Annotated in this window: 22 protein-coding genes and 2 other annotated features (1 of these 24 running past the window's edge); of the genes, 2 read left to right on the forward strand and 20 right to left on the reverse strand. The window is 40.7% G+C overall.

The window, feature by feature from the left end:
• Nucleotides 1-121 (reverse strand) — a binding site (T-box leader); it reaches 90 nt to the left of the window's first position.
• A gap of 187 nt (nucleotides 122-308) precedes the next feature.
• Entirely contained in the window at nucleotides 309-902 is a 594-nt protein-coding gene (yfbR, locus tag EO114_RS04785) for a 5'-deoxynucleotidase (protein WP_127061820.1), read from the reverse strand.
• A 100-nt stretch (nucleotides 903-1,002) separates the two neighbouring features.
• On the opposite strand from yfbR, the gene EO114_RS04790 reads away from it, so the two are divergent.
• The gene (locus EO114_RS04790; RefSeq protein ID WP_127061822.1) at nucleotides 1,003-1,737 is read left to right on the forward strand and encodes an adenosylcobinamide amidohydrolase; all 735 of its coding nucleotides are present in this window, start codon (nucleotides 1,003-1,005) and stop codon (nucleotides 1,735-1,737) included.
• Between the two features lie 4 nt (nucleotides 1,738-1,741).
• Here the strand turns inward: EO114_RS04790 and EO114_RS04795 are convergent, their stop codons facing one another.
• Nucleotides 1,742-2,719 carry an asparaginase gene (locus EO114_RS04795; protein WP_127061824.1) on the reverse strand — a complete coding sequence of 326 codons (978 nt, stop codon included), beginning with the start codon at nucleotides 2,717-2,719 and terminating at the stop codon, nucleotides 1,742-1,744.
• A 177-nt stretch (nucleotides 2,720-2,896) separates the two neighbouring features.
• Between EO114_RS04795 and EO114_RS04800 the strand changes: the two genes are divergently transcribed.
• The gene (locus EO114_RS04800) at nucleotides 2,897-4,342 is read left to right on the forward strand and encodes an aminoacyl-histidine dipeptidase (RefSeq protein ID WP_127061826.1); all 1,446 of its coding nucleotides are present in this window, start codon (nucleotides 2,897-2,899) and stop codon (nucleotides 4,340-4,342) included.
• A gap of 185 nt (nucleotides 4,343-4,527) precedes the next feature.
• Here EO114_RS04800 and EO114_RS04805 read toward each other — a convergent pair whose 3' ends face one another.
• From EO114_RS04805 to EO114_RS04890, 18 genes are all read right to left on the reverse strand, one after another.
• Nucleotides 4,528-6,099, reverse strand: coding sequence for a class I SAM-dependent methyltransferase (locus EO114_RS04805; protein ID WP_164723767.1), 1,572 nt, complete (start codon nucleotides 6,097-6,099; stop codon nucleotides 4,528-4,530).
• 148 nt (nucleotides 6,100-6,247) lie between these two features.
• The gene (locus EO114_RS04810; RefSeq protein ID WP_127061830.1) at nucleotides 6,248-6,757 is read right to left on the reverse strand and encodes a hypothetical protein; all 510 of its coding nucleotides are present in this window, start codon (nucleotides 6,755-6,757) and stop codon (nucleotides 6,248-6,250) included.
• A gap of 334 nt (nucleotides 6,758-7,091) precedes the next feature.
• Complete coding sequence (locus EO114_RS04815; RefSeq protein ID WP_127061832.1) at nucleotides 7,092-7,508, reverse strand: PepSY domain-containing protein; 417 nt, start codon at nucleotides 7,506-7,508, stop codon at nucleotides 7,092-7,094.
• Between the two features lie 343 nt (nucleotides 7,509-7,851).
• Entirely contained in the window at nucleotides 7,852-8,739 is an 888-nt protein-coding gene (pheA, locus tag EO114_RS04820; protein WP_127061834.1) for a prephenate dehydratase, read from the reverse strand.
• Between the two features lie 272 nt (nucleotides 8,740-9,011).
• Entirely contained in the window at nucleotides 9,012-10,085 is a 1,074-nt protein-coding gene (leuB, locus tag EO114_RS04825; RefSeq protein WP_127061836.1) for a 3-isopropylmalate dehydrogenase, read from the reverse strand.
• 130 nt (nucleotides 10,086-10,215) lie between these two features.
• Nucleotides 10,216-10,713 (reverse strand): 3-isopropylmalate dehydratase small subunit, encoded by a 498-nt coding sequence (locus EO114_RS04830; protein ID WP_127061838.1) that lies wholly within the window; start codon nucleotides 10,711-10,713, stop codon nucleotides 10,216-10,218.
• Between the two features lies 1 nt (nucleotide 10,714).
• Nucleotides 10,715-11,980, reverse strand: coding sequence for a 3-isopropylmalate dehydratase large subunit (gene leuC, locus EO114_RS04835; protein ID WP_127061840.1), 1,266 nt, complete (start codon nucleotides 11,978-11,980; stop codon nucleotides 10,715-10,717).
• 4 nt (nucleotides 11,981-11,984) lie between these two features.
• Nucleotides 11,985-13,523 (reverse strand): 2-isopropylmalate synthase, encoded by a 1,539-nt coding sequence (locus EO114_RS04840; RefSeq protein WP_127061842.1) that lies wholly within the window; start codon nucleotides 13,521-13,523, stop codon nucleotides 11,985-11,987.
• Nucleotides 13,524-13,986: 463 nt separating this feature from the next.
• Nucleotides 13,987-14,187, reverse strand: a binding site (T-box leader).
• Between the two features lie 178 nt (nucleotides 14,188-14,365).
• Complete coding sequence (locus EO114_RS04845; protein WP_127061844.1) at nucleotides 14,366-15,976, reverse strand: CTP synthase; 1,611 nt, start codon at nucleotides 15,974-15,976, stop codon at nucleotides 14,366-14,368.
• A gap of 31 nt (nucleotides 15,977-16,007) precedes the next feature.
• Entirely contained in the window at nucleotides 16,008-17,672 is a 1,665-nt protein-coding gene (gene argS / locus EO114_RS04850) for an arginine--tRNA ligase (RefSeq protein WP_127061846.1), read from the reverse strand.
• On the reverse strand, nucleotides 17,638-18,096 hold the full coding sequence (locus tag EO114_RS04855) for a DUF1934 domain-containing protein (protein ID WP_038144345.1): 459 nt from the start codon (nucleotides 18,094-18,096) through the stop codon (nucleotides 17,638-17,640). The genes argS and EO114_RS04855 overlap by 35 nt, the downstream gene beginning before the upstream one ends.
• 36 nt (nucleotides 18,097-18,132) lie before the next feature.
• Nucleotides 18,133-18,405 carry a GIY-YIG nuclease family protein gene (locus EO114_RS04860; RefSeq protein ID WP_009352827.1) on the reverse strand — a complete coding sequence of 91 codons (273 nt, stop codon included), beginning with the start codon at nucleotides 18,403-18,405 and terminating at the stop codon, nucleotides 18,133-18,135.
• 1 nt (nucleotide 18,406) lies between these two features.
• The gene (locus EO114_RS04865; RefSeq protein ID WP_009352896.1) at nucleotides 18,407-19,033 is read right to left on the reverse strand and encodes a peptidylprolyl isomerase; all 627 of its coding nucleotides are present in this window, start codon (nucleotides 19,031-19,033) and stop codon (nucleotides 18,407-18,409) included.
• A gap of 109 nt (nucleotides 19,034-19,142) precedes the next feature.
• The gene (locus EO114_RS04870) at nucleotides 19,143-19,661 is read right to left on the reverse strand and encodes a pyridoxamine 5'-phosphate oxidase family protein (protein WP_009353003.1); all 519 of its coding nucleotides are present in this window, start codon (nucleotides 19,659-19,661) and stop codon (nucleotides 19,143-19,145) included.
• A gap of 481 nt (nucleotides 19,662-20,142) precedes the next feature.
• Complete coding sequence (locus tag EO114_RS04875) at nucleotides 20,143-20,454, reverse strand: PepSY domain-containing protein (RefSeq protein ID WP_127061848.1); 312 nt, start codon at nucleotides 20,452-20,454, stop codon at nucleotides 20,143-20,145.
• Nucleotides 20,455-20,987: 533 nt separating this feature from the next.
• Nucleotides 20,988-21,659 carry an energy-coupling factor transporter transmembrane protein EcfT gene (locus EO114_RS04880; RefSeq protein ID WP_062401109.1) on the reverse strand — a complete coding sequence of 224 codons (672 nt, stop codon included), beginning with the start codon at nucleotides 21,657-21,659 and terminating at the stop codon, nucleotides 20,988-20,990.
• A gap of 10 nt (nucleotides 21,660-21,669) precedes the next feature.
• Nucleotides 21,670-22,476, reverse strand: a complete 807-nt coding sequence (locus EO114_RS04885; RefSeq protein WP_126940936.1) for an energy-coupling factor ABC transporter ATP-binding protein — start codon at nucleotides 22,474-22,476, stop codon at nucleotides 21,670-21,672.
• A 1-nt stretch (nucleotide 22,477) separates the two neighbouring features.
• Nucleotides 22,478-23,944: an energy-coupling factor ABC transporter ATP-binding protein gene (locus EO114_RS04890; protein WP_126940935.1), complete on the reverse strand. Its 1,467-nt coding sequence runs from the start codon at nucleotides 23,942-23,944 to the stop codon at nucleotides 22,478-22,480.
• Between the last annotated feature and the right edge of the window lie 121 nt (nucleotides 23,945-24,065).

Genomic DNA, 24,065 nt, shown 5'->3' on the forward strand with positions numbered 1-24,065 from the left:
CACTTACTCTAGTTCACCATGCCAACTCCGAGGCTACCCTCTTCCTACTACATACATTGTTCCACCACCCCAATGCTCTCTGTGATGCGTTCAAAAGATTTTTCCTCTTCTTAGTCATTATCTATATAATATTAGTATACGTGAAAGTATGTAATATCGTCAATATATGGCTCATAAAACTCTATACACTTTCTAGAGTTATCATACACTTGTGACATCCCTTCACAACACTATCATTTTGTCTATATATCAACGTATCACCTATATCTAGCATTCCTCATCAAACGTTTCAACATAGGGAGTACACATTACTTTGCAAAGGATACATTCATTTCATCTAAAGACTTCGTCAAGCTAGGCACATAGACTTTCAAAAATAAATCTACCTCTGGTAATTGCATCTGTGCTAAACGTTCATAAATCGTATCATAAGCCGCATTAAACTCATTATTACCAGCGGATTTTTCTGTGACACATTTCATAAATGCTGACAAGGTATCCGCTGCTTTCACAAGCACTTCATATTCCTTTGGCACAGATACTAAGGCTTCCTCATAGGCTGGTTGCACCGGTTCTGGCAATGTACGCCATAAGGTTTCATTGGCCAACTGTTCTACTTCTCCATAGAGGGCACGCAACTTAGGATTAAAATATTTCACTGGCGTGGGCATATCTCCAGTGAATACTTCACTCACATCATGATACATGGCCAGTACCGCTAATCGATTCACATCCACATTCCCACCAAAATATGTATTCCGAAGTACTCCCAGTTGATGAGCAATCATAGCCGTTTCTAAGCTATGACCTTGTAAATTTTCTACTTCTGTATTGCGCATCAAGCTCCAACGCTGAATATATTTCATACGCCCTAAGAGGGCAAAAAAATGACTTTCTTCCATGGTATATGCCTCCTAATAACTATTTATATTATACTATCCCTGTCACTTTTGTGGTACTATAACTATATAGAGAATACAAATTTAATTCCTAGGAGGATTCATGACAACGCAAAACTCATACCTTGCCCCTGCTACATTACGTAGTGGTGGCTATGTAGATATACACAATTCTGCCATTACTGTGACCTATGACATGCCCTATTATGCCATCAGCACGAGCCCTTTCAACGGAGGCTTGCACCATGTAATGGCTGTGCGCAATCAACAACTCACGTTTTTCGTCAATGATGAAAGTGAGTTACCTGGTGGATCCACGTCTGCTTATTTGGCAAAAGAATGCGTACAGTTAGACTTACCTATTCATTTCTGTACAGCCTTATTGACTAGCGCCTCTATGGATCGACATGCTTATGTATGTTACCAAGAAGGAACTATCATTGTAGAAGTTATTGCTACTGCTGGTGTTGAAAAAACAGCGCATCGAGCAGGCGATGGCTATACGTACTACGAAAAAGATGGCGCCTTCCATGCTGGAGGCACCATCAACTTATTAGTATTTACCAATTGCGCCCTCACCGATGGGGCTCTTACAAAATCATTGCTAACCATAACGGAAGCGAAAACTGTAGCACTCCAATCCAAGGGGATTACTAGCATTGTATCGGGACAGCCTGCTACGGGTACATCTACAGATGGCGTCATTATGACCATCGATCCGAACGGAGAACTCCTTACAGACTCAGGTACGTTCTCTCAATTTGGCGACACCTTAGCTAAAGCCGTACGATCCGCCATCGAAACAGCATTAGAGAACGCAGATACATTAGATACCTAAAGAACTAATAGGTAGCAAATATCCGTTCTAGCTCTTCTCGACTTCGCTCTTGTTGCAATGCTAACATCAATAAAATTCTAGCTTTCACAGGCGACAAGGAGTCGCTCACGATAAAGCCTTCTTTCATATCCGATGAATTGCTAGACACAATACCATTTCCAATGCGAGATGATCGCACTTTGGGAATGGTAATTTTTTTGAGTGTATCACGAACGCCCTGTGGTAAGGTACCATGTCCAAATCCACCAATCACTATGCCTTGCGAGCGATTCGCTACCATATTTAGAATCTCTGTATCCATACCTCCATAAAGATTGACAATTCCTACAGCTGGGAATTCCACTTCCTCACGCAAAACAAATTCACTGTCAGTCGTATACTTACGACATGGAGTATAGTAAAAATAAGCCTGTCCATTTTGTACGCAACCCATATGACCTAATTGGATATTTCCAAAGGTAGCTACATCAGTGGTGTGCAACTTTGCCACCTCTCTAGCGCTATCAATATAGCCATTCATGACCACTAATACCCCTTGGTTCCAAGCATTTTTACTTCGCGCCACTTGCACTGCTTGCAATAAATTCACAGGTCCATCTGCACTGAGTGCTGTAGCAGGTCGCATGGAACCAGTCATTACTACGGGCTTATTTGTATTCACTGTCAGCTGCAAGAAATACGCAGTTTCTTCCATCGTATCTGTACCATGGGTAATGACAATACCGCCAATATCATCTCGCTCGGCCACTTCATTTACAAGCAGTGCTAAATGCCCCCAACGATAAGGACTCATTTCAGAACTATCGATATTAGAGAATTGCACACTTTCAAAAGGACCATACTCCTCCAAATCGGGTACTGCCTGCATCAAATCATCCACACCAATCGATCCCGCTCTATATTCCGTTAATGCACTAGACCCATTCCCTGTACCTGCAATGGTGCCTCCTGTGCCTATCATCATAATCTTTGTACCCTTCATGTGGTAACCTCCTTTGAAATCATTACTTCTATTATAGCATTCCTTCTTACTCTGTTGGCACAAAGTTTTATCATCAAGGAATCGTTCCTATCTCCTAATTCTTGTATTGACCCCTTACGACGAATGGAGTATAGTTATTTTATTAACAAATTCACCTAGAATCAGAAAGGTATTATTATGACACATACTAATTATACAACTAGTGTATTGCACTGGTTCCATGAAATCAGCCAAATCCCTCGTGAATCTGGCAATGAGCAAGGTATTAGTGATTTTCTAATACAATTTGCTAACGATAGAGGATTAGAGGCAGAGCAAGATGAAGAATTGAACGTGATCATCCGCGCTCATGCAACTGCAGGTTATGAAAATCATCCATCAATCATCTTGCAAGGCCATATTGATATGGTGGCAGAAAAATCTGACACATCTACTCACGATTTCTCCAAAGATCCTATCGAGCTCATCGAGGACGGTGAATGGTTGCACGCCAATGAAACGACTTTAGGTGCCGATAATGGCATTGCTGTAGCCATGGCCCTAGCCGTACTAGATGACCCAACTATCCCACATGGTCCACTAGAATGTCTATTCACTACAAACGAAGAAACAGGCATGAATGGTGCTATGGCAGTGAAAGGTGAACGTCTACATGGACAGTACTTAATCAATATTGATACAGAACAAGAACATGAATTCATCGTAGCTTGTGCTGGGGGCTGTCGACTAGACCTTTCATTACCAACAAATTCTATACCAACACCAGCAGGATTCACTGCATTGAAAGTCTCGGTAGATGGCCTTCACGGTGGACACTCTGGTATCGAAATCGACAAGCAATTAGGCAATGCCGTAACTATCTTAGCTCGTTTATTGGTAGAAGCACATCGTGAAACTCCTATATCTGTGAGCCATTTTACAGGCGGTTCTAAGCATAATGCCATCCCACGCTTTGCAGAGGCTACTATCCTTTGCCAGCCTTCTGATGCAAAAGCATTGCAAGAGTATATCCAAGCGAATGCAAACATCATTCGTCACGAATTATCTCCACAAGATCCAAATTTACAAGTAACCATCACTCCTTGTGAGACTCCTGCCACTATCTATAGCGATGCGCAAGCACAAAACTTTTTACAATTCTTATACTTAGCACCTCATGGTGTATTCGGCATGAGCAAAAAACTAGAAGGCTTAGTAGATACAAGTAATAATATCGCCATCGTCGAAGACAATGACACTCAGTTAGATATTCTTATCTCTGTTCGTAGTTTAACTATGAGCCAATTAGCCTACTTACGTGACCGCATCATGACATTGGCAAAAGCCCATGGCTTCACCGCCTCTGAACAAGGCCGTTACCCTGCTTGGGAATATGAACGCGGTAGCCGTTTAGAAGAACAAGCCATCGCTCTATACAAAGAGGTCATCGGTATAGAACCTCATGTGACAGCTGTTCATGCAGGCCTTGAATGCGGCTTATTGAAAGCACAATTACCTAATACACAGATGTTGAGCTTTGGTCCTACCATTCTAGGTGCCCATACACCAAAAGAGCGTTTACACTTACCATCAGTAACAACAGTGTCTAAGTTCTTGTTAACCTTATTAGAAAAATTACAATAACACTATGAACAAAGGGAATCGTAATGCGATTCCCTTTGTGTTAAATACAAATTATTATTACATCTATTCTTAGATGTTTCACCAAACAACACAAGAGCTGTACTCACATGTAACTTATACATGCAAGTACAGCTCTTTTTAATAGGAAATGCTAGATTTACCACCTAGTCTGACCATACATTCATCTACTTATTACGCAAGAAACCAAGACGTCCCAAATCATCTAATGCACCGTCTACAACGCTACGACCAGCTATTTCTACCACTTTCCCAGATGATTCTGTTTCATTTACTTTTAATTTTTCATCTGCCACTACATAGAGTTCTTCTAATGTTTTTGGTGTTTCTAATTCTTTCATCATCAATACATGAGCAGAGTTAAAGCCTGTAACGCTATCATTGTACAAATCGGAAATATTAATAAAATTAAATCCTCCTCGATCCACCACAGTCTGTACATAGCTAGCCAGCTCTTTTGATACCGTAGATACACCTTCTACAAAAGTACTGATTTCTTTTTTCTCCGTCACAGGTACAATAAATCCACACAACAAGAAACGAATGAGCATACTGTATAATTCTACTTCATTGTATTCTGTACCATTCTGCAATCGTTCTAGTTCTGCTTTACAATCTGCGACATTAAAGAATTCTCCTGTTCGGCATTGATTTACGATGGCTTGCTCTATAGCATTCTCAGTATCTTTCAACACTTTACCTTTATTAACCATACCGAAATATAAAGAATCTATAGCTTCAATTAAAAATTCTTCATTATGACGTAGTAAATGAGCTTGTGACTCATGACATAATAGGGAACGACGGAATTGTGTATCATAATAAAAATCTAGGATTTGTTCCTTTGTATTCCAATCTCCACCTGACATAGTCTCAATTAACTCTCTACGTTCTCGTTTCATCCAAGTAATCGCCGACAATTGAAAGTCTGTATCCGCTACATATATCATATTATGTTTTCTAGCTCTGTTAATGAAATCACTCACATATACCGGATCATTGATAGGTTCTAAATACTCATGAGCAATATAATACGCTTTATGATCCAAGGCTGAATCAAAGCTGTCTGTTTTCCACTCCAATTTAGGAACAATATCTTTAGACTCTTTAATAAGCTCATTCATATGATGTACAAAGGAAATCGCTTTTTCTGTACGTTCTAATAAATCCATACCTTGATCATTTTGTGTGGCAAACATCATCATTTCACGAACTTGATTCAATCGATGCCAACCTGGGTATACGTTATAAGAAATATAGGCTACCCCACGCTCGGACAAGTTTACATTACAGATTTCTAAAATTTTATCTTTTACTACATCTGGTACCCAAGACCAGATTCCATGGACAATAATGTAATCAAATGTACCGAAGTCTTTATCAATTTTCAGAATATCTTGTTCTACTAATTTTACATTTTTAAGTTCAATGGCCTCAATAATTTCATTGCCGATTTCAATCTGAGATTCGCTGAGGTCAACGCCTACATAAGACCCTTCTGGATGATACACGGCTTGACCGATGATATTACCACCCATAGAACAGCCTAGTTCTAGGACACGAGCCTCTTTTGCTGGTACGGGATTTAAGCCCCATAACTTCGCCTTTGCTTCCAAACTGTTAACAGATGTTACTCCGAAGGATTTAGAAGGGTATACTAATTCGTTATACGAGTTTTTTAAGGATTCGATAACATCGCTTGCATCTTTTGCAACTGATGTATTTTTGTTTACGTTCATTATCAATGCCTTTCTTACTTTTATATTCGTCATCTCATAACGATATGCACACTGTTATCATTTTCACTGTATTCAATGTAATCAATTTATTATAACAGACTACCACAACTTTTGCTAATATTCTATAGACATATAGTATACGATTTGATTATAAAATATGTAATAATTGTAAAAGTATAACCATCGTATAGATAGCAAATCCTGCGTATAATACATTTAATATCCGGTTCACTACAATTTCTAGATTGATACGTCCCCTTTTAAAGAGTCTTTCATGGCGAACCAAAAAGAGATCCGGTTGACGAGAATTAGACGCGCCTAGAACAATACGGTACGCCTCAATAGCAGCCCGAATTCCCACTATAATACTGACACAAACGAGACCTAGCAACAAAGTATCTAACCATTGAGGATCGCGTATGAAGCCTTTCACTAGCAAAATACCCAACACATCCGCAGCACCGGTAAAAACGATTCCACTCATGGCTAATCCAGCTACTGCCTTAGGAGATACAAAGTTTAAAATTTCTTGCAATGCATGACCAGCATTCTTAGCTTTTTCCTCTTTTGACTCCGATTTCATCCATCTATGAATAGACCATAATTGGTATATGGTCCACGCTGTCAAATACGCTACATACATATGTAATTCTGTCATACAATCTCCTCCATTCTACTTTACTCACTCAAATTTGATAGGCTAAATTCTAAATTCCTTAAGGTCTCCTCCCATTGATTTTCTAAACTTTATCTTTGATGTAGTAGCATCTATACACCAAATAAATCTACCTTACACGCAGATAGTTTGCCAAGCCTTCTATAATTCATACTAACACAGTACGTTAAAATATACTACTGGTAAATGATTCTTGATGTTGTTAGGAACTCACTTGTTTTAACGATAGCAATACTAACACAATCATTTCCTTTGCTAATGAAAGAATACCTAGCCTACTAGGTAGGTTAGGTATTCATAATTCTATATCAACGTATTAATGTCCTTCTTTAACGTGAAAGATTTCCCCTGTGACAGCATCAATTTTAATTTCTACTTCACGAGTTAATGTTTCTCCATCGATTTCATAGTGAGCACGACCGTGATCTGTATCGAATTTCACTTTTTCAATGCGATAGTCTGGGTATGCCGTTTTAAAGATTTCCATCGCCTTTTCTTGCGTAATTTGTACTTGTTGTTGTGTCGCTTGCGGCGCTACGACTCCTGCTTGTTGTGGCACAGCTCCATTTGTCGTTCCTGCTGGGGTTCCATTCACTACCGGTGCTACTTGGATCGGACCTTTCACAGCTGGGATTGCACGTGTATATTGTTCACGATCTTGATACCAGAACCAGCCCATCGCACAACCTGTCACGATAACGCCCACAAAAAAAGAAATAATTGTACGTTTCATACTATGTCTCCTTGCTAAAATGTCACATTCTTAATTCGTATATAGAAATTGGCGATTGCCTATATTATGCTTGCATAGTGTATTTGCACACTATATTTATATACTAGATTTGCATACTACATTTACATAGCACATTCTCTTAGCACATCTATACAGTATATCTATATATTTCTATATAGCTCATAGGAGTATAGTATCATATCTTTATTTCCGTAAGCAAGGGGTGTCATAAAACTTCATCAAACTTTTAAACTATTCCTCTTATGCTAGCTATACTCACCACATACAGAATCAATACGCTCCCCTATTAGAATCATATGGTATTTAAGTTATCGTTAAATTCTCACAGTACATCATAAATTTTATAATGCCCTAAGACCTGCAAATAATTGGATAGTTCTCGCACTTCAGTTAAAGCTTGTTCTACTTCTGATTCTCGACCTTCTCCTTCGATATCGATGTAGAAGAAATACTCCCACGGTGTATGCATACATGGGCGTGATTTGATGTTGACCATGTTCAATTGATGTTCCTCAAAAACTCGTAGGACTTTCACCAGTGCCCCTGGCGTATTTGGTGTTTGTACAATAATGCTCAGTTTGTGCGCATCATGAATCCTTACATCCTTATGAGTGATGATGAAGAATCGCGTAAAGTTTTCCTTAAAGTTTGCAATGTCTGGGGCTAACAATGTGAGTCCATATAATTCTTTCGCAGATGCATTAGCAATGCATGCCTTCGTCACATCCTGTGTGTCGCTCACGTATTTCGCGCTCATAGCAGTATTATTCATAGGACTTAATTGCCAAGAACTGTGGGTCGCCAAAAATTGTGAGCATTGCATGAGGGCTTGCTCGTGAGAGTACACCTCTTGAATCGTGTCGAGGCTAGCACCCGGTACACCTAGCAAACTATGGCTAATGCGATGGCGCACTTCCCCAACGATGTGAATATTTTTATCTTTGATTAAATCCGTGCTATCCCGCACTTCCCCGACGATAGAGTTTTCAATGGGCAATATGGCATAATCGATGCGCCCTTCGTGGACAGCCTGTACGAGCTCACGATGACTTTGACAACGCTCAATCCGTTGCCCCTCCACGGAGCCGCCCTTTTCTATATATTTTGAAAGTACATTCTGCAACACTTCATAGGCATAGGCCCCAGGTACACCTGTATAACCTAGCACAGAATGTGCCAACTGTAGATCCGTAACTCGTTCATCTGCCATGGTAAACCCTCCTACTTTCCGTTCCCGATATTGACATACGTACACTATTATACACAAAAGCACGCGAAACTTTAAATACTCTAGGTTTTTCTCTTTATAAATTCCTCTATTTTTTTCTCAAGACCTCTCATAACTTACTTAGCCTAGGCGATGTTAGTGGCATCTAGACAATAACATATGCAAAAAGCGCGGCATACTCCGAAGCAAACTTAACGATAGTATCAGTTTGTGGAGGAGTGTGCCGCGCTTTTTTATACCTTATATACCAAATCTTAACCTAAGTGTGCTATCACAGCGTTAGTCATGCCTTGAGTGTTCACTTTTGTGAATCCTTCACGGTACATATCTCCTGTGCGATAACCTACATCAAGGACAGCTGTTACTGCTTGTTCGATAGAGTCCGCTACTGCAGGTAGATCCAAGGAGTAACGACACATCATGGCAGCAGACAAGATCGTGCCTAATGGGTTAGCAATGCCTTGTCCTGCAATGTCTGGTGCCGAACCATGAATTGGTTCATACAAGGAAGTACCTGTACCAATGGAGGCAGATGGCAACAAGCCAAGGGACCCAGAGATAACAGCGCCTTCATCACTCAAGATATCTCCAAATAAGTTAGTTGTCACTAGGACATCAAATTGACCTGGATTCGTCACCAGTTGCATGGCTGTATTATCTACATAGTAGTAATCCATGGAAATATCTGGGTTGGCTTCTGCTTTTTCTTTCGCAATTTTACGCCATAAACGAGAAGATGCCAATACGTTGGCTTTGTCTACGCTCACCACTTTGCCAGAACGTTTACGTGCTGTTTCTACAGCTACATCCATGATGCGTTCTACTTCATACCGAGCGTAGGTCTCTTTATCCCAAGCAAATTCGTTTGGTCCTTCTCCTTGAGCTTCTTCACGTTCCCCAAAGTAGATGCCACCAGTTAATTCACGAACGATAACGAAGTCAACATTTTCTACTAGTTCTGGTTTCAATGGAGAAAACTCACGCAATGCTGGATAGATTTTCACTGGACGTAAGTTGCAGAACAAGCCCAATGCTTTCCGCAAGCCAAGGATAGCTTTTTCTGGGCGGATAGATGGATCTACATCGTCCCATTTAGGACCTCCTACAGCACCTAATAATACAGCATCTGCCGCTTGGCATGCATCGATCGTGTCTTGTGGCAATGGTTCACCGAAAGCATCGATAGCTGCACCACCAGCTTTTTTCTTAATCCAATTAGCTGTTACACCCGCTTTAGCAAAGGCTGCGTCCACCACAGCACGCGCGGAATTTGTTATCTCTTCTCCAATGCCGTCACCAGCAATTAGGACAATTTGTTTTTCACTCATAGTAATCCTCTTTTGAAAGTCTCTACACTATACTAAAATATTTTATTTATCTAGTATACATACTATAGGGAATACCACTAGGCTAATCAATAATAGCATAACCTAGGGCCTCCTATTAATTCTATCATTCCTATCCGTCTTGTCTTGTTTTCGCAAAGTTTACAAGTCCACCTGCTTTGGCAATATTTTGCACAAATTGTGGTAGCGCTGTTCCTTGGTAGCTTTCACCTGTAGTCACATTATGGACAACACCTGTAGCCATTTCCACAGCGATTTCGTGACCTTCTTGAATGCGCTCCACAGCCTCGCCAATTTCGATCACTGGCAAACCGATGTTGATAGCATTGCGGAAGAAAATACGAGCAAAGCTATCTGCTACGATGCAAGAAATGCCTTTTTCTTTAATCACCGCTGGCGCATGTTCACGAGAGGAACCACAGCCAAAGTTTTTGCCAGCTACCATGATTTCACCGGCTTTCACATTCGGTGCAAAGGTAGTATCAATATCTTCCATAGCATGTTCTGCCAATTCTGCCATATCCGCAATCGCCAAATAGCGCGCTGGAATAATTACGTCTGTATCTACATTGTCACCGTAGCGCCAAATTGTTCCTTGAAAGTCTGCCATATTATACCTCCTCAGGGCTTGCTAAATACCCTGCTACTGCACTTGCTGCCGCCACATATGGGCTTGCCAAATATACTTCACTGTCTACGTGTCCCATACGGCCACGGAAGTTACGGTTTGTAGTAGAAACGGTGCGCTCTCCCTCTGCCATAATCCCCATGTAACCACCTAAGCAAGGACCACAAGTTGGTGTGCTTACAGCGCAGCCTGCTTCGATGAAGATGTCCATCAAGCCTGCTTTCACAGCTTGGTTGTACACATCTTGAGATCCAGGGATGACGATGCAACGTACAAAGTCCGCCACCTTGCGACCTTTAAAAATTTCTGCGCACATCTGTAAGTCTTCAAAGCGGCCATTCGTACAGGAACCGATGATAACTTGGTCGATTTGAATACGGTCTTCTTTCACAATATCTTTCATGTAATGCGTGTTGGAAGGAAGATGTGGGTACGCCACCACTGGAGTTAATTCGTCCAATTGAATAGTTACCACTTGACAGTATTCTGCATCTTCGTCTGCTGCAATTGGCTCGATAGGACGTGTGATGCGACCTTGGATATACTCCTCTGTCACTGCATCGTACGGGAATACCCCGCATTTTCCGCCCGCTTCGATAGCCATATTACAGATGGTCAAGCGGTCTGCCATTGTCATGTATTGCACACCAGATCCATGGAACTCAAGGGCTTTGTAACGAGCTCCATCCACACCAATTTTGCCGATTAAGTCCAACACAATATCTTTACCGGAAATCCATTTTGCAGGTTTTCCTTCTAACACAACTTTAATCGTTTCTGGCACTTTGAACCAAGTTTTGCCTTCTGCCATAGCGACCCCAGCATCTGTAGAACCTACACCAGTAGCAAAAGCATTCAATGCACCGTACGTACAAGTGTGAGAGTCGGCGCCGATGATCATTTCCCCTGGTCCAATCAAACCTTGTTCTGGTAATAATACGTGCTCGATACCCATACGACCTACTTCAAAATAGTGCGTAATCTTATGTTGTCGTACAAAATCACGCATCACTTTGGCTTGTGTAGCGGATTTAATATCTTTATTCGGTGTAAAATGGTCCGGTACTAAGTAGATACGGTCTGCATCGAATACAGGCTTACCGATTTTTTCAAACTCTTTTTTCGCTGGCGGAAATGTAATATCGTTCATTAAGATGAAATCTAATTGACACTCGATCATTTGACCTGCTTTTACTTCTGCTAGCCCTGCGTGACGAGCCATATTTTTTTCTGTTATGGTCATACCCATGACATTAACCCTCCTGGTTTCCAAACTCTTGTTCTAATTCTTTTGCTAAATAAATGGCATTCACTGCGTTGATATAGGCGTTTACACTAGATTTTACGATATCTGTGCTCACCCCACGGCCTTGGAATCTGCGGCCATTGTAGTTAACTTTCACAACCGCCTCACCAAGGGCATCCTTACCCACTGTTACGGAGCGGATTTGGAAATCTTCCAATACAAATGGTGTATTCACTAACCGTTCGATAGCTCTGAAAGAAGCATCTACTGGACCATCACCAACAGCGGCATCCATGCGTTCCCCATTCGGAGTTAATACACGAATGCTAGCAAGCACGTATCCATTTTGATCGGAATGATAATCGTGTTGTACCACGTGGAATGCTTGCTCGTGATGCATAGTATCCATCACTAAAGCATAAATATCTTCATCATACACTTGTTTTTTCTTATCTGCTAAGGTTTTGAATTGAATGAACAATTCATTCACTCGTTCTTCTTCTAACTGAAAGCCTAGATTCACTAGATGATCTTCAAAAGCATGGCGTCCAGAATGTTTACCCAATACGATGGACGTTTTTTCTGCTCCTACGCTAGCAGGAGTCATGATTTCATACGTCGTTGGATTGTTCAACATACCATGTTGATGAATGCCGGACTCATGTGCGAAGGCATTGGCACCTACGATAGCTTTGTTAGGAGATACAGCAACACCGCAAAGTTTGCTCACCAATTTACTAGTACGAGTGAATAGTGGTGTGTCGATGTGTACATCGAATGGATAATGGTCATGACGAGTTTTAATAGCCATCACCACTTCTTCGATAGCCACATTACCAGCTCGTTCTCCCAAGCCATTCATAGTACATTCCACTTGACGAGCCCCCGCTTCGATAGCTGCCAATGTGTTCGCATTAGCAAGGCCTAAGTCATTATGACAATGTACACTGATGATTGCCTTTTCTATACCTTTCGTATGTTCTTTGATGTAACGAATACGATTACCAAACTCTTCTGGTGTCATGTAGCCTACAGTATCTGGTACATTCAAGATAGAAGCTCCACCTTCAATAGCCACTTCAAAGACACGACATAGATAATCTAAATCTGTACGAGACGCATCTTCTGCGGAGAACTCGATTTCATCGAATTTACCTTTTGCAAATTCAAGGATGTGTTTCACAATATCTAACACTTCTTCACGAGTCTTTTTCAATTTATATTCTAGATGAATATCGCTAGTAGCGATAAACACATGAAGACGACTGCGCTCTGCTCCTGCTAGTGCTTCTGCTGCTTTTGTAACGTCATTTTCATTGGATCGAGCCAATGCTGCGATAGTACATCCACGTACTTCTTTAGCAATCGTAGCTACCGCTTCAAAGTCACCTTCCGACGCCGCTGGGAAACCAGCTTCGATGACATCTAATCCAAGGCGCACAAGAGCTTGTGCAATCTCTACTTTTTCTGGTGTTTGAAGGGAAACACCAGGTGTTTGCTCCCCATCACGTAGTGTAGTATCAAAAAAATAAATTCTGTTATCCATGGTTATTCCTCTTTCTGACTAATCTATATCTGTTCGTATATCTATTCTAATGGATGATTTTAAAAAACTGAATATGTGGCCTCCATATCTCACCTTTGCTAAAATCATTCCTATGGTGGTTTTAAGTACGTGCCCTCTGAGATTTCTTTCAGAGAATAGAAAAACGCCCCCAGAGATGTCTATGCATCCCTAGGGGCGTTATATAATATATTGGTTGTAAAGTAGTTTTTACATTTTACATACTGTCTGTCCTAGTAGTACATTACAGATTCTAACATTGTTAAGTGCGGTTGTTTGTCATAATCATCCGCCTATCCTACTGTTAGTAAGCCATGCTTACATCTATCAGAACATTCCAATAGAGTTTACTTGTACTGTATACCTTATACAGATCTCATCGTAAAATGTAAGAACTTCATAATCAACCTATGATACAAAAAAGCCCCTCAATGTGCAGCGCACATCAAGGGGCATTATCATTTCAATAACACGGTCCCACCCTAGTTGGTTCTCACAGTTATAACGGAACTACCGTCAATGACTACTTAGTTTCACCATCGCTGCTCACAGGGGAGTTTCAATATAATCGTCCTACTACTTCACACCGACCAGTAGCTCTCTGAAAGCAACTAACTATATCTTTATACCTGTTCATCGCATTTGCTTTATGTAACTGAAGACTATTCTATAGTATTTCGAGTCGCTTGTCAATAGACTAATGTGTTTTTCATTTAAGTGTGTACACAATACGAATAAATTCTGTTATATAGTACAAAAGGACTGCACCCAGAATCTATTGTATTCTCGTTACAGTCCTTTCTATATTACATACTCACTATGTCTTATTTTTTATTTTCGATGGCCGCTTTCACAAATCCTTTGAACAATGGATGTGCATTGTTTGGACGAGATTTCAATTCTGGGTGGAATTGTACGCCTACGAACCAAGGATGATCTGCTACTTCAACGCATTCTACTAGACGATTGTCAGGGGATGTACCAGAGATAATCAAACCTGCATCTGTCAATTGTTGACGATAGGCATTGTTGAATTCCCAACGATGACGATGGCGCTCGTAAATCAAGTCTTCGCCGTATGCTTCATGTACTTTTGTACCAGGTACTGTTTTACATGGATATACGCCAAGACGCATTGTACCGCCTTTTTCATCTACATCTACTTGTTCGTCCATTAAGTCGATGACAGGGAACTGGCAACTTTCATCAAATTCTGTGGAAGTAGCGCCTTTCATATCTAAAACGGAACGAGCAAATTCCATCACAGATGTTTGCATGCCCAAGCAAATGCCAAGGAACGGCACTTTGTGCTCACGAGCATATTGGATGGTCGAAATTTTACCTTCTACACCACGGCAACCAAAACCGCCTGGTACTAAGATACCATCTACATCTTTATATACTTCGGCTAAATCAGTACCTTCAGCTTCTACCGCTTCAGAATCAACCCATTTAATGTTCACTTTTGTATCTTCTACGATACCTGCATGACCCAACGCTTCTGCTACAGAAATGTACGCATCATGTAATGCTACGTATTTACCAACAAGAGCGATGGTAATTTCTTGTTTAGGATGTAAGATTTTATGAACCATTTCTTTCCATTCTGTCATATCTGCAGGACGATCTTCTAGGTTCAATTTGCGTACAACAATGCTGTCTAATCCTTCATCTTGCATCATCAAAGGCACTTCATAGATCGTGCTGCAAGTGCGGTTTTCCACGATAGCATCTGGATCCACGTCACAGAATAATGCCAATTTATCTTTCATTTCACGGGAAATTTCTTTTTCCGTACGGCATACAATGATATCTGGTTGAATACCGATGCCACGAAGTTCTTTTACGCTATGTTGTGTTGGTTTTGTTTTCAACTCACCAGCTGCACTAATATATGGTACCAATGTTACGTGGATATATAACACATCATCACGGTTGACTTCTTTTTTCACTTGGCGGATAGCTTCCAAGAACGGTAAGCTTTCAATATCCCCTACAGTACCGCCGATTTCTGTAATCACCACATCTGCATTATCTTCTTTACCTACGCGGAACACAGCATTTTTAATTTCATTCGTAATATGAGGGATAACTTGCACTGTAGAGCCAAGATATTCACCTTTACGTTCTTTATTGATCACAGACCAATACACTTTACCAGCTGTAATATTGGATGTTTTACCTAAGTTAATGTCGATGAAACGTTCATAGTGACCTAAATCTAAGTCAGTTTCTGCACCGTCGTCAGTGACGAACACTTCACCATGTTGATAGGGACTCATTGTACCTGGGTCAATATTAATATATGGATCAAATTTTTGAATTGTCACCTTATATCCACGGTTTTTCAACAAACGTCCCAAGGATGCTGCAGTAATGCCTTTACCTAATGATGATACGACGCCACCTGTTACGAAAATATACTTTGTTGACATGATGCCTCCCTAATAAATTATGCGCTTCTGATTACATTTTTTCAGGAGCAGAAATACCTAAGATACCAAGACCATGTTGTAATACACGTGCTGTTGCCGTAATCAAGCCTAATCGAGCTTGTTGCAATTCTGGTTCAACGCCCATGATACGACCTTGTTTATAGAAGGAATGGAATAGACTTGCTACATCGTACAAGTATTTAGCAATACGATGTGGTGCTTTATTATTAGCAGATAGTTGAATTTCTTCTGGATAAGCCGCTAATTTTTTAATCAATTCCACTTCTTGTTCACTTTGCAATGCTGTGAAAGATGTATTTGCCCAGTCGCCATAGGCAATACCCGCTTCTTTTACTTGTCCAAAAATACTATGAATACGAGCATGTGCATACTGGATGTAGTACACTGGATTGTCGTTAGATTTAGAGGATGCCAAATTGATGTCGAAGTCCAATTGACTATCTAAGGAGCGCATCAAGAAGAAGTATCTTGCTGCATCCACTCCTACGTCTTCAATCAATTCATCCAAAGTAATAGTTTCACCAGTACGTTTGGACATTTTTACAAGTTCCCCATCACGGTATAAAAATACCATTTGTAATAACAGAACTTCTAACTTATCTGGATTGAACCCAAGCGCTTCCATAGCTGCTTTTACACGAGCAATATAACCATGATGGTCAGCACCCCAAATGTTAATTAATTGTTTGTAACCACGTTCGTATTTATCTTTGTGGTACGCAATATCTGCGGCTAAGTATGTTGGTTCTCCATTATCACGGATAACTACACGGTCTTTGTCATCTCCATATTGCATAGATGCCAACCAGTAAGCGCCATCTTTTTCATACATTCCGCCAGACTCTAATAACTGATTCACCAATGTGCGAATCTCACCGCTTTTATGCAAACTACGTTCGCTAAACCAACGATCAAACCCTACGCGGAAATTACGTAATGTTTTGCGTAATCCATTTAATTTTTCTGTTAAAGCAAATTCTTTAAAGAATGGAACACGCTCTTCTTCTGGAAGCACTGCAAAGAAATCGCCTCTCCAGTTAATCAATTCCTGCGCTGTATCGATGACATCTTGACCACGATAGCCAGACTCAGGGAACTCATGTTTCATATCTAATAATTCCAAATAACGAGCATTCACAGAGGCCGCTAAGTTGTCGATTTGTTTACCTGCATCATTAATGTAATATTCAGCAAACACATTATATCCAGCTGCACGCATTAAATTTACCAACGCACTACCATAGGCAGCACCACGACCATGGCCTACATGTAACAAACCAGTTGGGTTTGCACTAACATACTCGATTTGCACTGTATCTTCTTCACGAAGTGGTGCATTACCATATGTGTCCCCTGTTGTTAATATATTTTTTAAAGTATCGTAAATCACATCAGAGGCTAGGAAGAAATTAATAAATCCCGCACCAGCTACTTCTGCGCGCTCTAACCAATCATAGTTCATATGGGAAATGATCGTTTCCGCAATGGCACGTGGGTTAGATTTCGCTACTCGTGCAGATTGCATAGCAATATTCGTAGAAAAATCGCCAAATTCTTTCTGCGGTGGCACTTCCAAATGTGCCTCTGGATAGACACCTTCTGGTAATTCTCCTTGTTCTAGAGCTATCTGCAAAGCATCCTTAATGGCTGCTTTCAAAACTTCTTTCATGTCCATAATGTACATCCTCCCGAATCTCTACATATAGTTGGTTGTAAAATTGCCATTCACCACCAACAGAGATATCATATCCTAAACAAATATGACCCTTGCCATCTTTCAAATCTATATCTAATTCATGTGTTAGCATAGCTAGTTCTACCGCCCCATATGGCGTTTCCAAACTTGCAATGTTAGTCTTCCCCAGTTGATACTCATGGCGCATAGAAAATTCACCAGTTCTTAGGAGTACCACCGAATCCTTATAGGCTTTAATGGTTGTTTTTGTATTCCCCAAACCAGTGACTTCACTTTCATCATAAATGATGTGTTTCGCCAAGGCTGTTTCATAATACTTACCAGAGGATACTAATTCCACCACCGTATCTTCTCCATCCGCATCACGTTGCGTACTTTTCACGGACACAATGACTCGTTTCATTAGCATTCCTCCTCTCGTATTCACGCACTATCTGTATCATTTCATTATATCACAATTTGCCGCAATGAGGGCATCTTTTTGGGCCCGTTCCATGCGCTTTACTTGCTGTTCCATGGATTGAGCATCTTGCTTTCTACTGAAAGCTGTACTCCATACTAAAGTGACTGGTCTTCGACTTCGTGTATACTTGGCGCCCCCTTTAATTTCACCATTATGAGCTCGTATACGTTTTTCTAAATCCGTAGTCCATCCCGTATATAGAGAGCCATCTGCACAGCGTACCATATAGGTGTAAAATTTTTCTTCCATCTTATTCACCAGCTGGAATTGGTGCTAAATCAACAGACTGAATCACCACTGGTTCTTTTGGAGTATCCCGTTTATCTCTCGGCACACGACTGATCGCTTCTACCACGTCCATACCCTGTACAACCACTCCAAAGATAGTGTGTTTGTTATCTAGCCATGGGGTTGGTGCCACTGTAATAAAGAACTGAGCATTCCCTGTATTAGGGCCTGCATTAGCCATCGCCAAGATCCCCATTTTATTAAAGTGTAAATCATTGCTTACTTCATCAGGAATTGTATATCCAGGACCACCTTTTTTATTATCTCCACCTTGGATCATGAATCCATCGATAACACGGTGAAAGGTTAAATTATTGTAATATCCTTGCTCAATTAAACTTTTAAAGTTTTTCACAGTAATAGGGGCCTTACTGCCATATAGACGTACTTTGATATCGCCTTTATTCGTATGAATCGTTGCATATTCATCAGCAATTGGTGTCGCATCAAAGCTAGGCATTTTTGTTTCTACTTTCACTTCTTTCCCTACTTCAGATTTTGCTTGCTGAGCTGCGTCAGTACCACAAGCAGCCGTCACTACTAACGTTGCTCCTAATAGCGCACTCAGTAAGATACGTTGTATATTCATTAATTGTTGTCTCCATTTCTAAAATAAAGACCGCCGTTAGATGAAACCTCTAACGGCGGTCTTTATTTATTATATCATACTTGACGCAGATGTGCAAAAAGAATCTACCCTATCTCGCCAAGACTTGGCGAATATAATAGCCACGTGCTCGCAAAGAACCATTCAAGTAAACAATCTCATTCGATTTCACACGAATCAAATACAATGCATCATCACGTTCTAATAATTTTTCCATACCAATTTCTGTTAGTACCTTAGCATACTCTTCATCATCAGGGCCTAGCACCGTTGCCACACCTTGAATCTGAACACTCTTCGCCGTACCTGGACCCTCATAAGGGTCGAACACAGTAAGAGATACGTTTTTATCTTCTTCTAAGTGAAAGAATTTCTCACCACCTTCAGAGAAAATATCAATGTATCCACCATGCACAGTATACGATAATGGAGTGCAACGGACACCCGTTTCACTATGCGTCGACAAAGCACACGTATGATGGGCTTTCAAAAAATCAACAATCTCAACATGCAATTCACGTGGGTCCATCTTTCTTGCAGTTTTATCCTTCTCTGTCCAAAAAGAAGCTGCTACTTTATAATCCATCAATTCTCCTTTCAACCCCTGCACGAACTTACCTCATTCTATTATAGCACTAACAGCCATGTCCATTTCAAGTACTTGCAGAATAATTTTGAAAGTTATTATTAAAAACTTAGCTCAACCAAAGTAAATACGATACATTCGAAGCAAACTAAGCAAAGCGCAAGTTTGCATATCACCCCACACCTTGAGGAACGCAGTTAAGCGTAGCAGCCTTGTGGCGTTCCTTTACTACCTAAATCACACAAACGCAAGAAGAGCACGGTGTGCTCCAAATAAACTAAGGTAATGTCACGTTCATTTATATCATAATTACACCTATCCTAAAAGAGCACGGCATGTTCCTGAAGAAACATTATGAAATACCGTTTCTGAAGGAATGTGCCGTGCTCTTTATTTGCTTTATATAGTATTGTTTGAACGTGACAATCATCAACAGGAGAGCATCGTGCTCTTCCCTTTATCTTATTAAAAACACCACAGGCTGCATAGCAAAACAAGAGACGACTTAGTCACGATCATATTTCACGCGATAAATCTCACCCGTATCCGCATCAATTTTTACATCAACTTCTTCGTATCCACGGAAACCTTCAATTTCATAATGAGGGCGACCATAGTCCACATCAAAATCAACATCTTTAATTTGATAATCTGGATATTGTGCTTTAAAAATTTCCACCGCACGATCATAGCTAATGGCTGCTTGCGCTTGTACCGGTGTATATTTACTGAAAGCCGCTTGTGTTGGCACAGCCACTGAAAATAAACCTGCACCTACCACAACTGCTAACGCTAATTGTTTCATTACTTTATTCATAGTATGCTCCTCAATAAACGAAACTTATCTTTTATATCGATATATTTCTATATCCTATGATATTAGTATATATTAGATGCAAATAGGACGTCAAATATAACCATAGATCTCTCTATGCTAAATTTGCATAGTTATAAACTATAACAAAATAAACAGCCCTCTTTTTCCCTAAGGAACGCAGTTAGCCGTAGTAGACTTGTGACGTTCCCTTACTACCTAACTCACACAAACACAAGAAGACCGTAACATGCTCCTAAACAAACATAACCACTGTATCAGTTTGAGAAGGAGTATGTTGCGGTCTTCCAATCCCCTAAGGAACGCAGTTACGAGTAGTAGCCTTGTGGCGTTCCCTTAACTACCTAAGTCACACAAACACAAGAAGAGCACGGCATGTTCCGGAGCAAACCTAACCACTGTATCAGTTTGCGGAGGAATATGCCGTGCTCTTCCCTTATGCTAATTAAGAACGCCACAGGCTATATAGCGGAACTAGTGACGCCCCACAGGCTATATAGCATCACCAGTGACCCTTATAGTACGATGTAATGTATCACAGCATATGTGATGCCCAACATAACAAGAACTGCCACATAATCAATGCCTTGCAAGCTAACTTTCCGCATAAATGTATGTTGCTGATTTCCAAAGCCTCGAAGTTCCAAAGATAATGCCATTGTCTCCGAACGACTCAATGATTTCAGCATCAACGGTTGGATGACCGTCATGTAAGATTTTATCTTCGTCAGCCAATTCCCTTCTAACGACATGCCTCGACAGGCCTGTGCTTCTTGCACCGCTTTACTTTCACGTAAAAAGTCAGGCACAAAGCGTAACGCCGCTGTAAACATAAAGGCATACGCATAGGGGATACGACATTGTTGTACAAGAGCCACTGTTAAATCTTGCGTTTTTGTTGTTACAATGAGCATCATAAAGATGGTGGTCATCGTCAACATGCGCAAAGCTGTTACAACCGCAGAGTCCACGGACCAGCTACCCAAATACTGTACAATACCTAAGAACGCAGAAAACCCGATTAAGGCGAATAATGCTTTCCATTGACGCAACAAGATACCACCAATCAGCATTACCAGCAATTCTACTCCAAATAATGCTAACAATAGTTCCGGAGTTTTCATAGCAATGGCTAAGATGGACACGAAGATTGTTGCCCAAATTTTTGTTAATGGTACAAATTTCATCGGTCTCCTCCTATCCTTTCACATACTCTGCATAGCGCAGTTCAAATTCTTTCATAGATTTACAATACCCTAAGGCTGGTACCGTTTCACTAAGCACTACACTCGGTGGCTTCGTTAAACCGAGTTCTAATAGATCCTCACGATGCGTAAATAATTCTTCCGGGGATCCATCGAAGGCTTTTGTGCCATATCCCATAATGATCACTCGTGTAGAATATTCCGCCATAATTTCCATATCATGGGTAATGAGTAATATGGTCAAACCTTGGGCTTGCAATTCTTGTAACAACACAAGTAAACCTTTTGTTTCTGTTCCATCTTGTCCACTAGTAGGTTCGTCAAGAATCAACAGTTTAGACTGCATCGCTAACGCTGAGGCAATCGCTACTCGTTGCTTTTCTCCACGGCGTAAGCCTAATGGATAGGATTCTGCTAAATGGGAAATACCTACTCGTTCTAGAGCATCTTGTACGATGCGATCTACCGTTGCTTTGTCGTATCCCAACTGTTCAGGACCAAATGCCACCTCTTCTGCCACAGTCTGGCGGAACATTTGGCGATCTGGTTGTTGAAATACATAGCCAATAAAACGTCCTCTTTCAGAGGTAGGCATATTCGTAATATCTTGGCCGTCGTAAGAAATCTTACCTTCTACAGGTGTTTCCAAACCCACTAATAAACGGGTCACAGTGGTTTTTCCACAACCATTTCGACCACCTAATGTGATGAACTCACCATTCCCAATTGTGAAAGTTACATCTTTCATAATATCTTGTCCCGGTACGTAGGAAAAGCGCAGATTTTCAACTTGTAACATATTAGCGTTCTCCTTTCATAAGACTAGACTTCGCAGATGCTAAAGACAACCATGGGGTATCTAAAGCAATCCCTTTTGCTGCTAAGGATTTATAAGTCACAAATAAGGATGGCAATGCATCTACGTATGTATTCGTATCATACATATAAGACAATACATTTTCTACAGAGCTGTCGATTTTTAGCTCCCCACCATCGATTAATACCATACGATTTGCATATGGTAAGACAGCATGTAAATCATGGTCAATAACCACAACGGTAATACCATGGTCACGATTCAAGGAACCTACTAAGCGATATAACTCTTCTGTGCCTTCTGGATCTAAAGAACTAGTCGGTTCATCTAAGACTAAAATGGATGGGTTGACCGCTAATACAGAGGCAATGGCCAACCGTTGACGTTGTCCTCCAGACAAGCTGTACACATTGCGGTCTTCCAATCCAGTTAAGCCTACTTGTTCTAATACGATGGCTGTACGCTCTTGAATCGCCTCCGCTGTATAACCACGATTTTCAAGGGCAAAGGCTACTTCCTCTGCCACCGTCATGGTCACTAGTTGTGTATCATAGTCGGCTAAGACGATACCGATATCATCTGCTACATCTGGAATTTCTAATTGCGTCACTGCTTTTCCATTGATGAATACCATGCCTTCCATGGTACCACCATAGAACTTCGGTACAGCTCCTGCCATAGCCATGCAAATGGTAGATTTACCACAGCCTGCTGGGCCTGTAATGACAAGGAAATCCCCTTCGTTCACCACTAAGTTAATATCTTTCACGGCATACTGCGTTTGATTCCCATAGCGATAACTCATATGCTCGATAACAATCGGTGCTTTCACAGACGGTACAATGTGTAAATCACTGTGATCACTGCTATCCGTCAATTCTTGCCCTTTCACAGTTTGACGAGCCAATAATTTTTGCGCTGGAATGTACAAGAATGGTGCCACTACCGCATTACAAAGGGATACCATCAACACCAATGGCCACATAGCATTCCAATACACATTGCTAGGCAATCCTAACACGAGATATAAGCAAGTAATAAAAGCTCCACCAGATGCTACAGTACTGATGAAAGCACTTAAAATCGGCATTACATTTAGCCTACCAATTTTCAGATTAGAAATATAATGCACTAACACAGCACAAGTGAAAGCCCCCAAAGGCTCACTAATCAGGTTACCATATGGCAATGCCGATTTTGACGTGAATACATTAATCAAGGCCGCTACCAAACCAATACCTAAACTTTGTCTAAGGGTTGGACGCGTTAAGTTGATAGCTACGCAATAAGTAGCTATAGTCCAGTTCGGTGTGACCCCTGCCACACTTGGGGATACAGCATGTAAAATCGTTCCCAAAGCTAGCATGATGGTACTCACCGTTATCCAACGAAACTGACCACCTTGTACATGCGTGTAAGTCAGTTTCGACACATCTTTGATTTCTTTCATACGTTCCTCCCTATCATCTTCTATATCACTTGTATCGTATATTCTAAAATACAATTATACTATTTTTTTATGATTCATGCTATCACTAGGATAATATTTATATCAAAAAAAGACCACAACA

It is taken from the genome of Veillonella sp. 3627, from assembly GCF_003992195.1.
In the GTDB taxonomy this organism is placed as follows: Bacteria; Bacillota; Negativicutes; order Veillonellales; family Veillonellaceae; genus F0422.

Coding starts and splice junctions, on each gene's coding strand:
- yfbR (WP_127061820.1), bottom strand. CDS start 902: ATGGAAGAAAGTCATTTTTTTGCCCTCTTAGGGCGTATGAAATATATT.
- EO114_RS04790 (WP_127061822.1), top strand. CDS start 1,003: ATGACAACGCAAAACTCATACCTTGCCCCTGCTACATTACGTAGTGGT.
- EO114_RS04795 (WP_127061824.1), bottom strand. CDS start 2,719: ATGAAGGGTACAAAGATTATGATGATAGGCACAGGAGGCACCATTGCA.
- EO114_RS04800 (WP_127061826.1), top strand. CDS start 2,897: ATGACACATACTAATTATACAACTAGTGTATTGCACTGGTTCCATGAA.
- EO114_RS04805 (WP_164723767.1), bottom strand. CDS start 6,099: ATGAACGTAAACAAAAATACATCAGTTGCAAAAGATGCAAGCGATGTT.
- EO114_RS04810 (WP_127061830.1), bottom strand. CDS start 6,757: ATGACAGAATTACATATGTATGTAGCGTATTTGACAGCGTGGACCATA.
- EO114_RS04815 (WP_127061832.1), bottom strand. CDS start 7,508: ATGAAACGTACAATTATTTCTTTTTTTGTGGGCGTTATCGTGACAGGT.
- pheA (WP_127061834.1), bottom strand. CDS start 8,739: ATGGCAGATGAACGAGTTACGGATCTACAGTTGGCACATTCTGTGCTA.
- leuB (WP_127061836.1), bottom strand. CDS start 10,085: ATGAGTGAAAAACAAATTGTCCTAATTGCTGGTGACGGCATTGGAGAA.
- EO114_RS04830 (WP_127061838.1), bottom strand. CDS start 10,713: ATGGCAGACTTTCAAGGAACAATTTGGCGCTACGGTGACAATGTAGAT.
- leuC (WP_127061840.1), bottom strand. CDS start 11,980: ATGGGTATGACCATAACAGAAAAAAATATGGCTCGTCACGCAGGGCTA.
- EO114_RS04840 (WP_127061842.1), bottom strand. CDS start 13,523: ATGGATAACAGAATTTATTTTTTTGATACTACACTACGTGATGGGGAG.
- EO114_RS04845 (WP_127061844.1), bottom strand. CDS start 15,976: ATGTCAACAAAGTATATTTTCGTAACAGGTGGCGTCGTATCATCATTA.
- argS (WP_127061846.1), bottom strand. CDS start 17,672: ATGGACATGAAAGAAGTTTTGAAAGCAGCCATTAAGGATGCTTTGCAG.
- EO114_RS04855 (WP_038144345.1), bottom strand. CDS start 18,096: ATGAAACGAGTCATTGTGTCCGTGAAAAGTACGCAACGTGATGCGGAT.
- EO114_RS04860 (WP_009352827.1), bottom strand. CDS start 18,405: ATGGAAGAAAAATTTTACACCTATATGGTACGCTGTGCAGATGGCTCT.
- EO114_RS04865 (WP_009352896.1), bottom strand. CDS start 19,033: ATGAATATACAACGTATCTTACTGAGTGCGCTATTAGGAGCAACGTTA.
- EO114_RS04875 (WP_127061848.1), bottom strand. CDS start 20,454: ATGAATAAAGTAATGAAACAATTAGCGTTAGCAGTTGTGGTAGGTGCA.
- EO114_RS04880 (WP_062401109.1), bottom strand. CDS start 21,659: ATGAAATTTGTACCATTAACAAAAATTTGGGCAACAATCTTCGTGTCC.
- EO114_RS04885 (WP_126940936.1), bottom strand. CDS start 22,476: ATGTTACAAGTTGAAAATCTGCGCTTTTCCTACGTACCGGGACAAGAT.
- EO114_RS04890 (WP_126940935.1), bottom strand. CDS start 23,944: ATGAAAGAAATCAAAGATGTGTCGAAACTGACTTACACGCATGTACAA.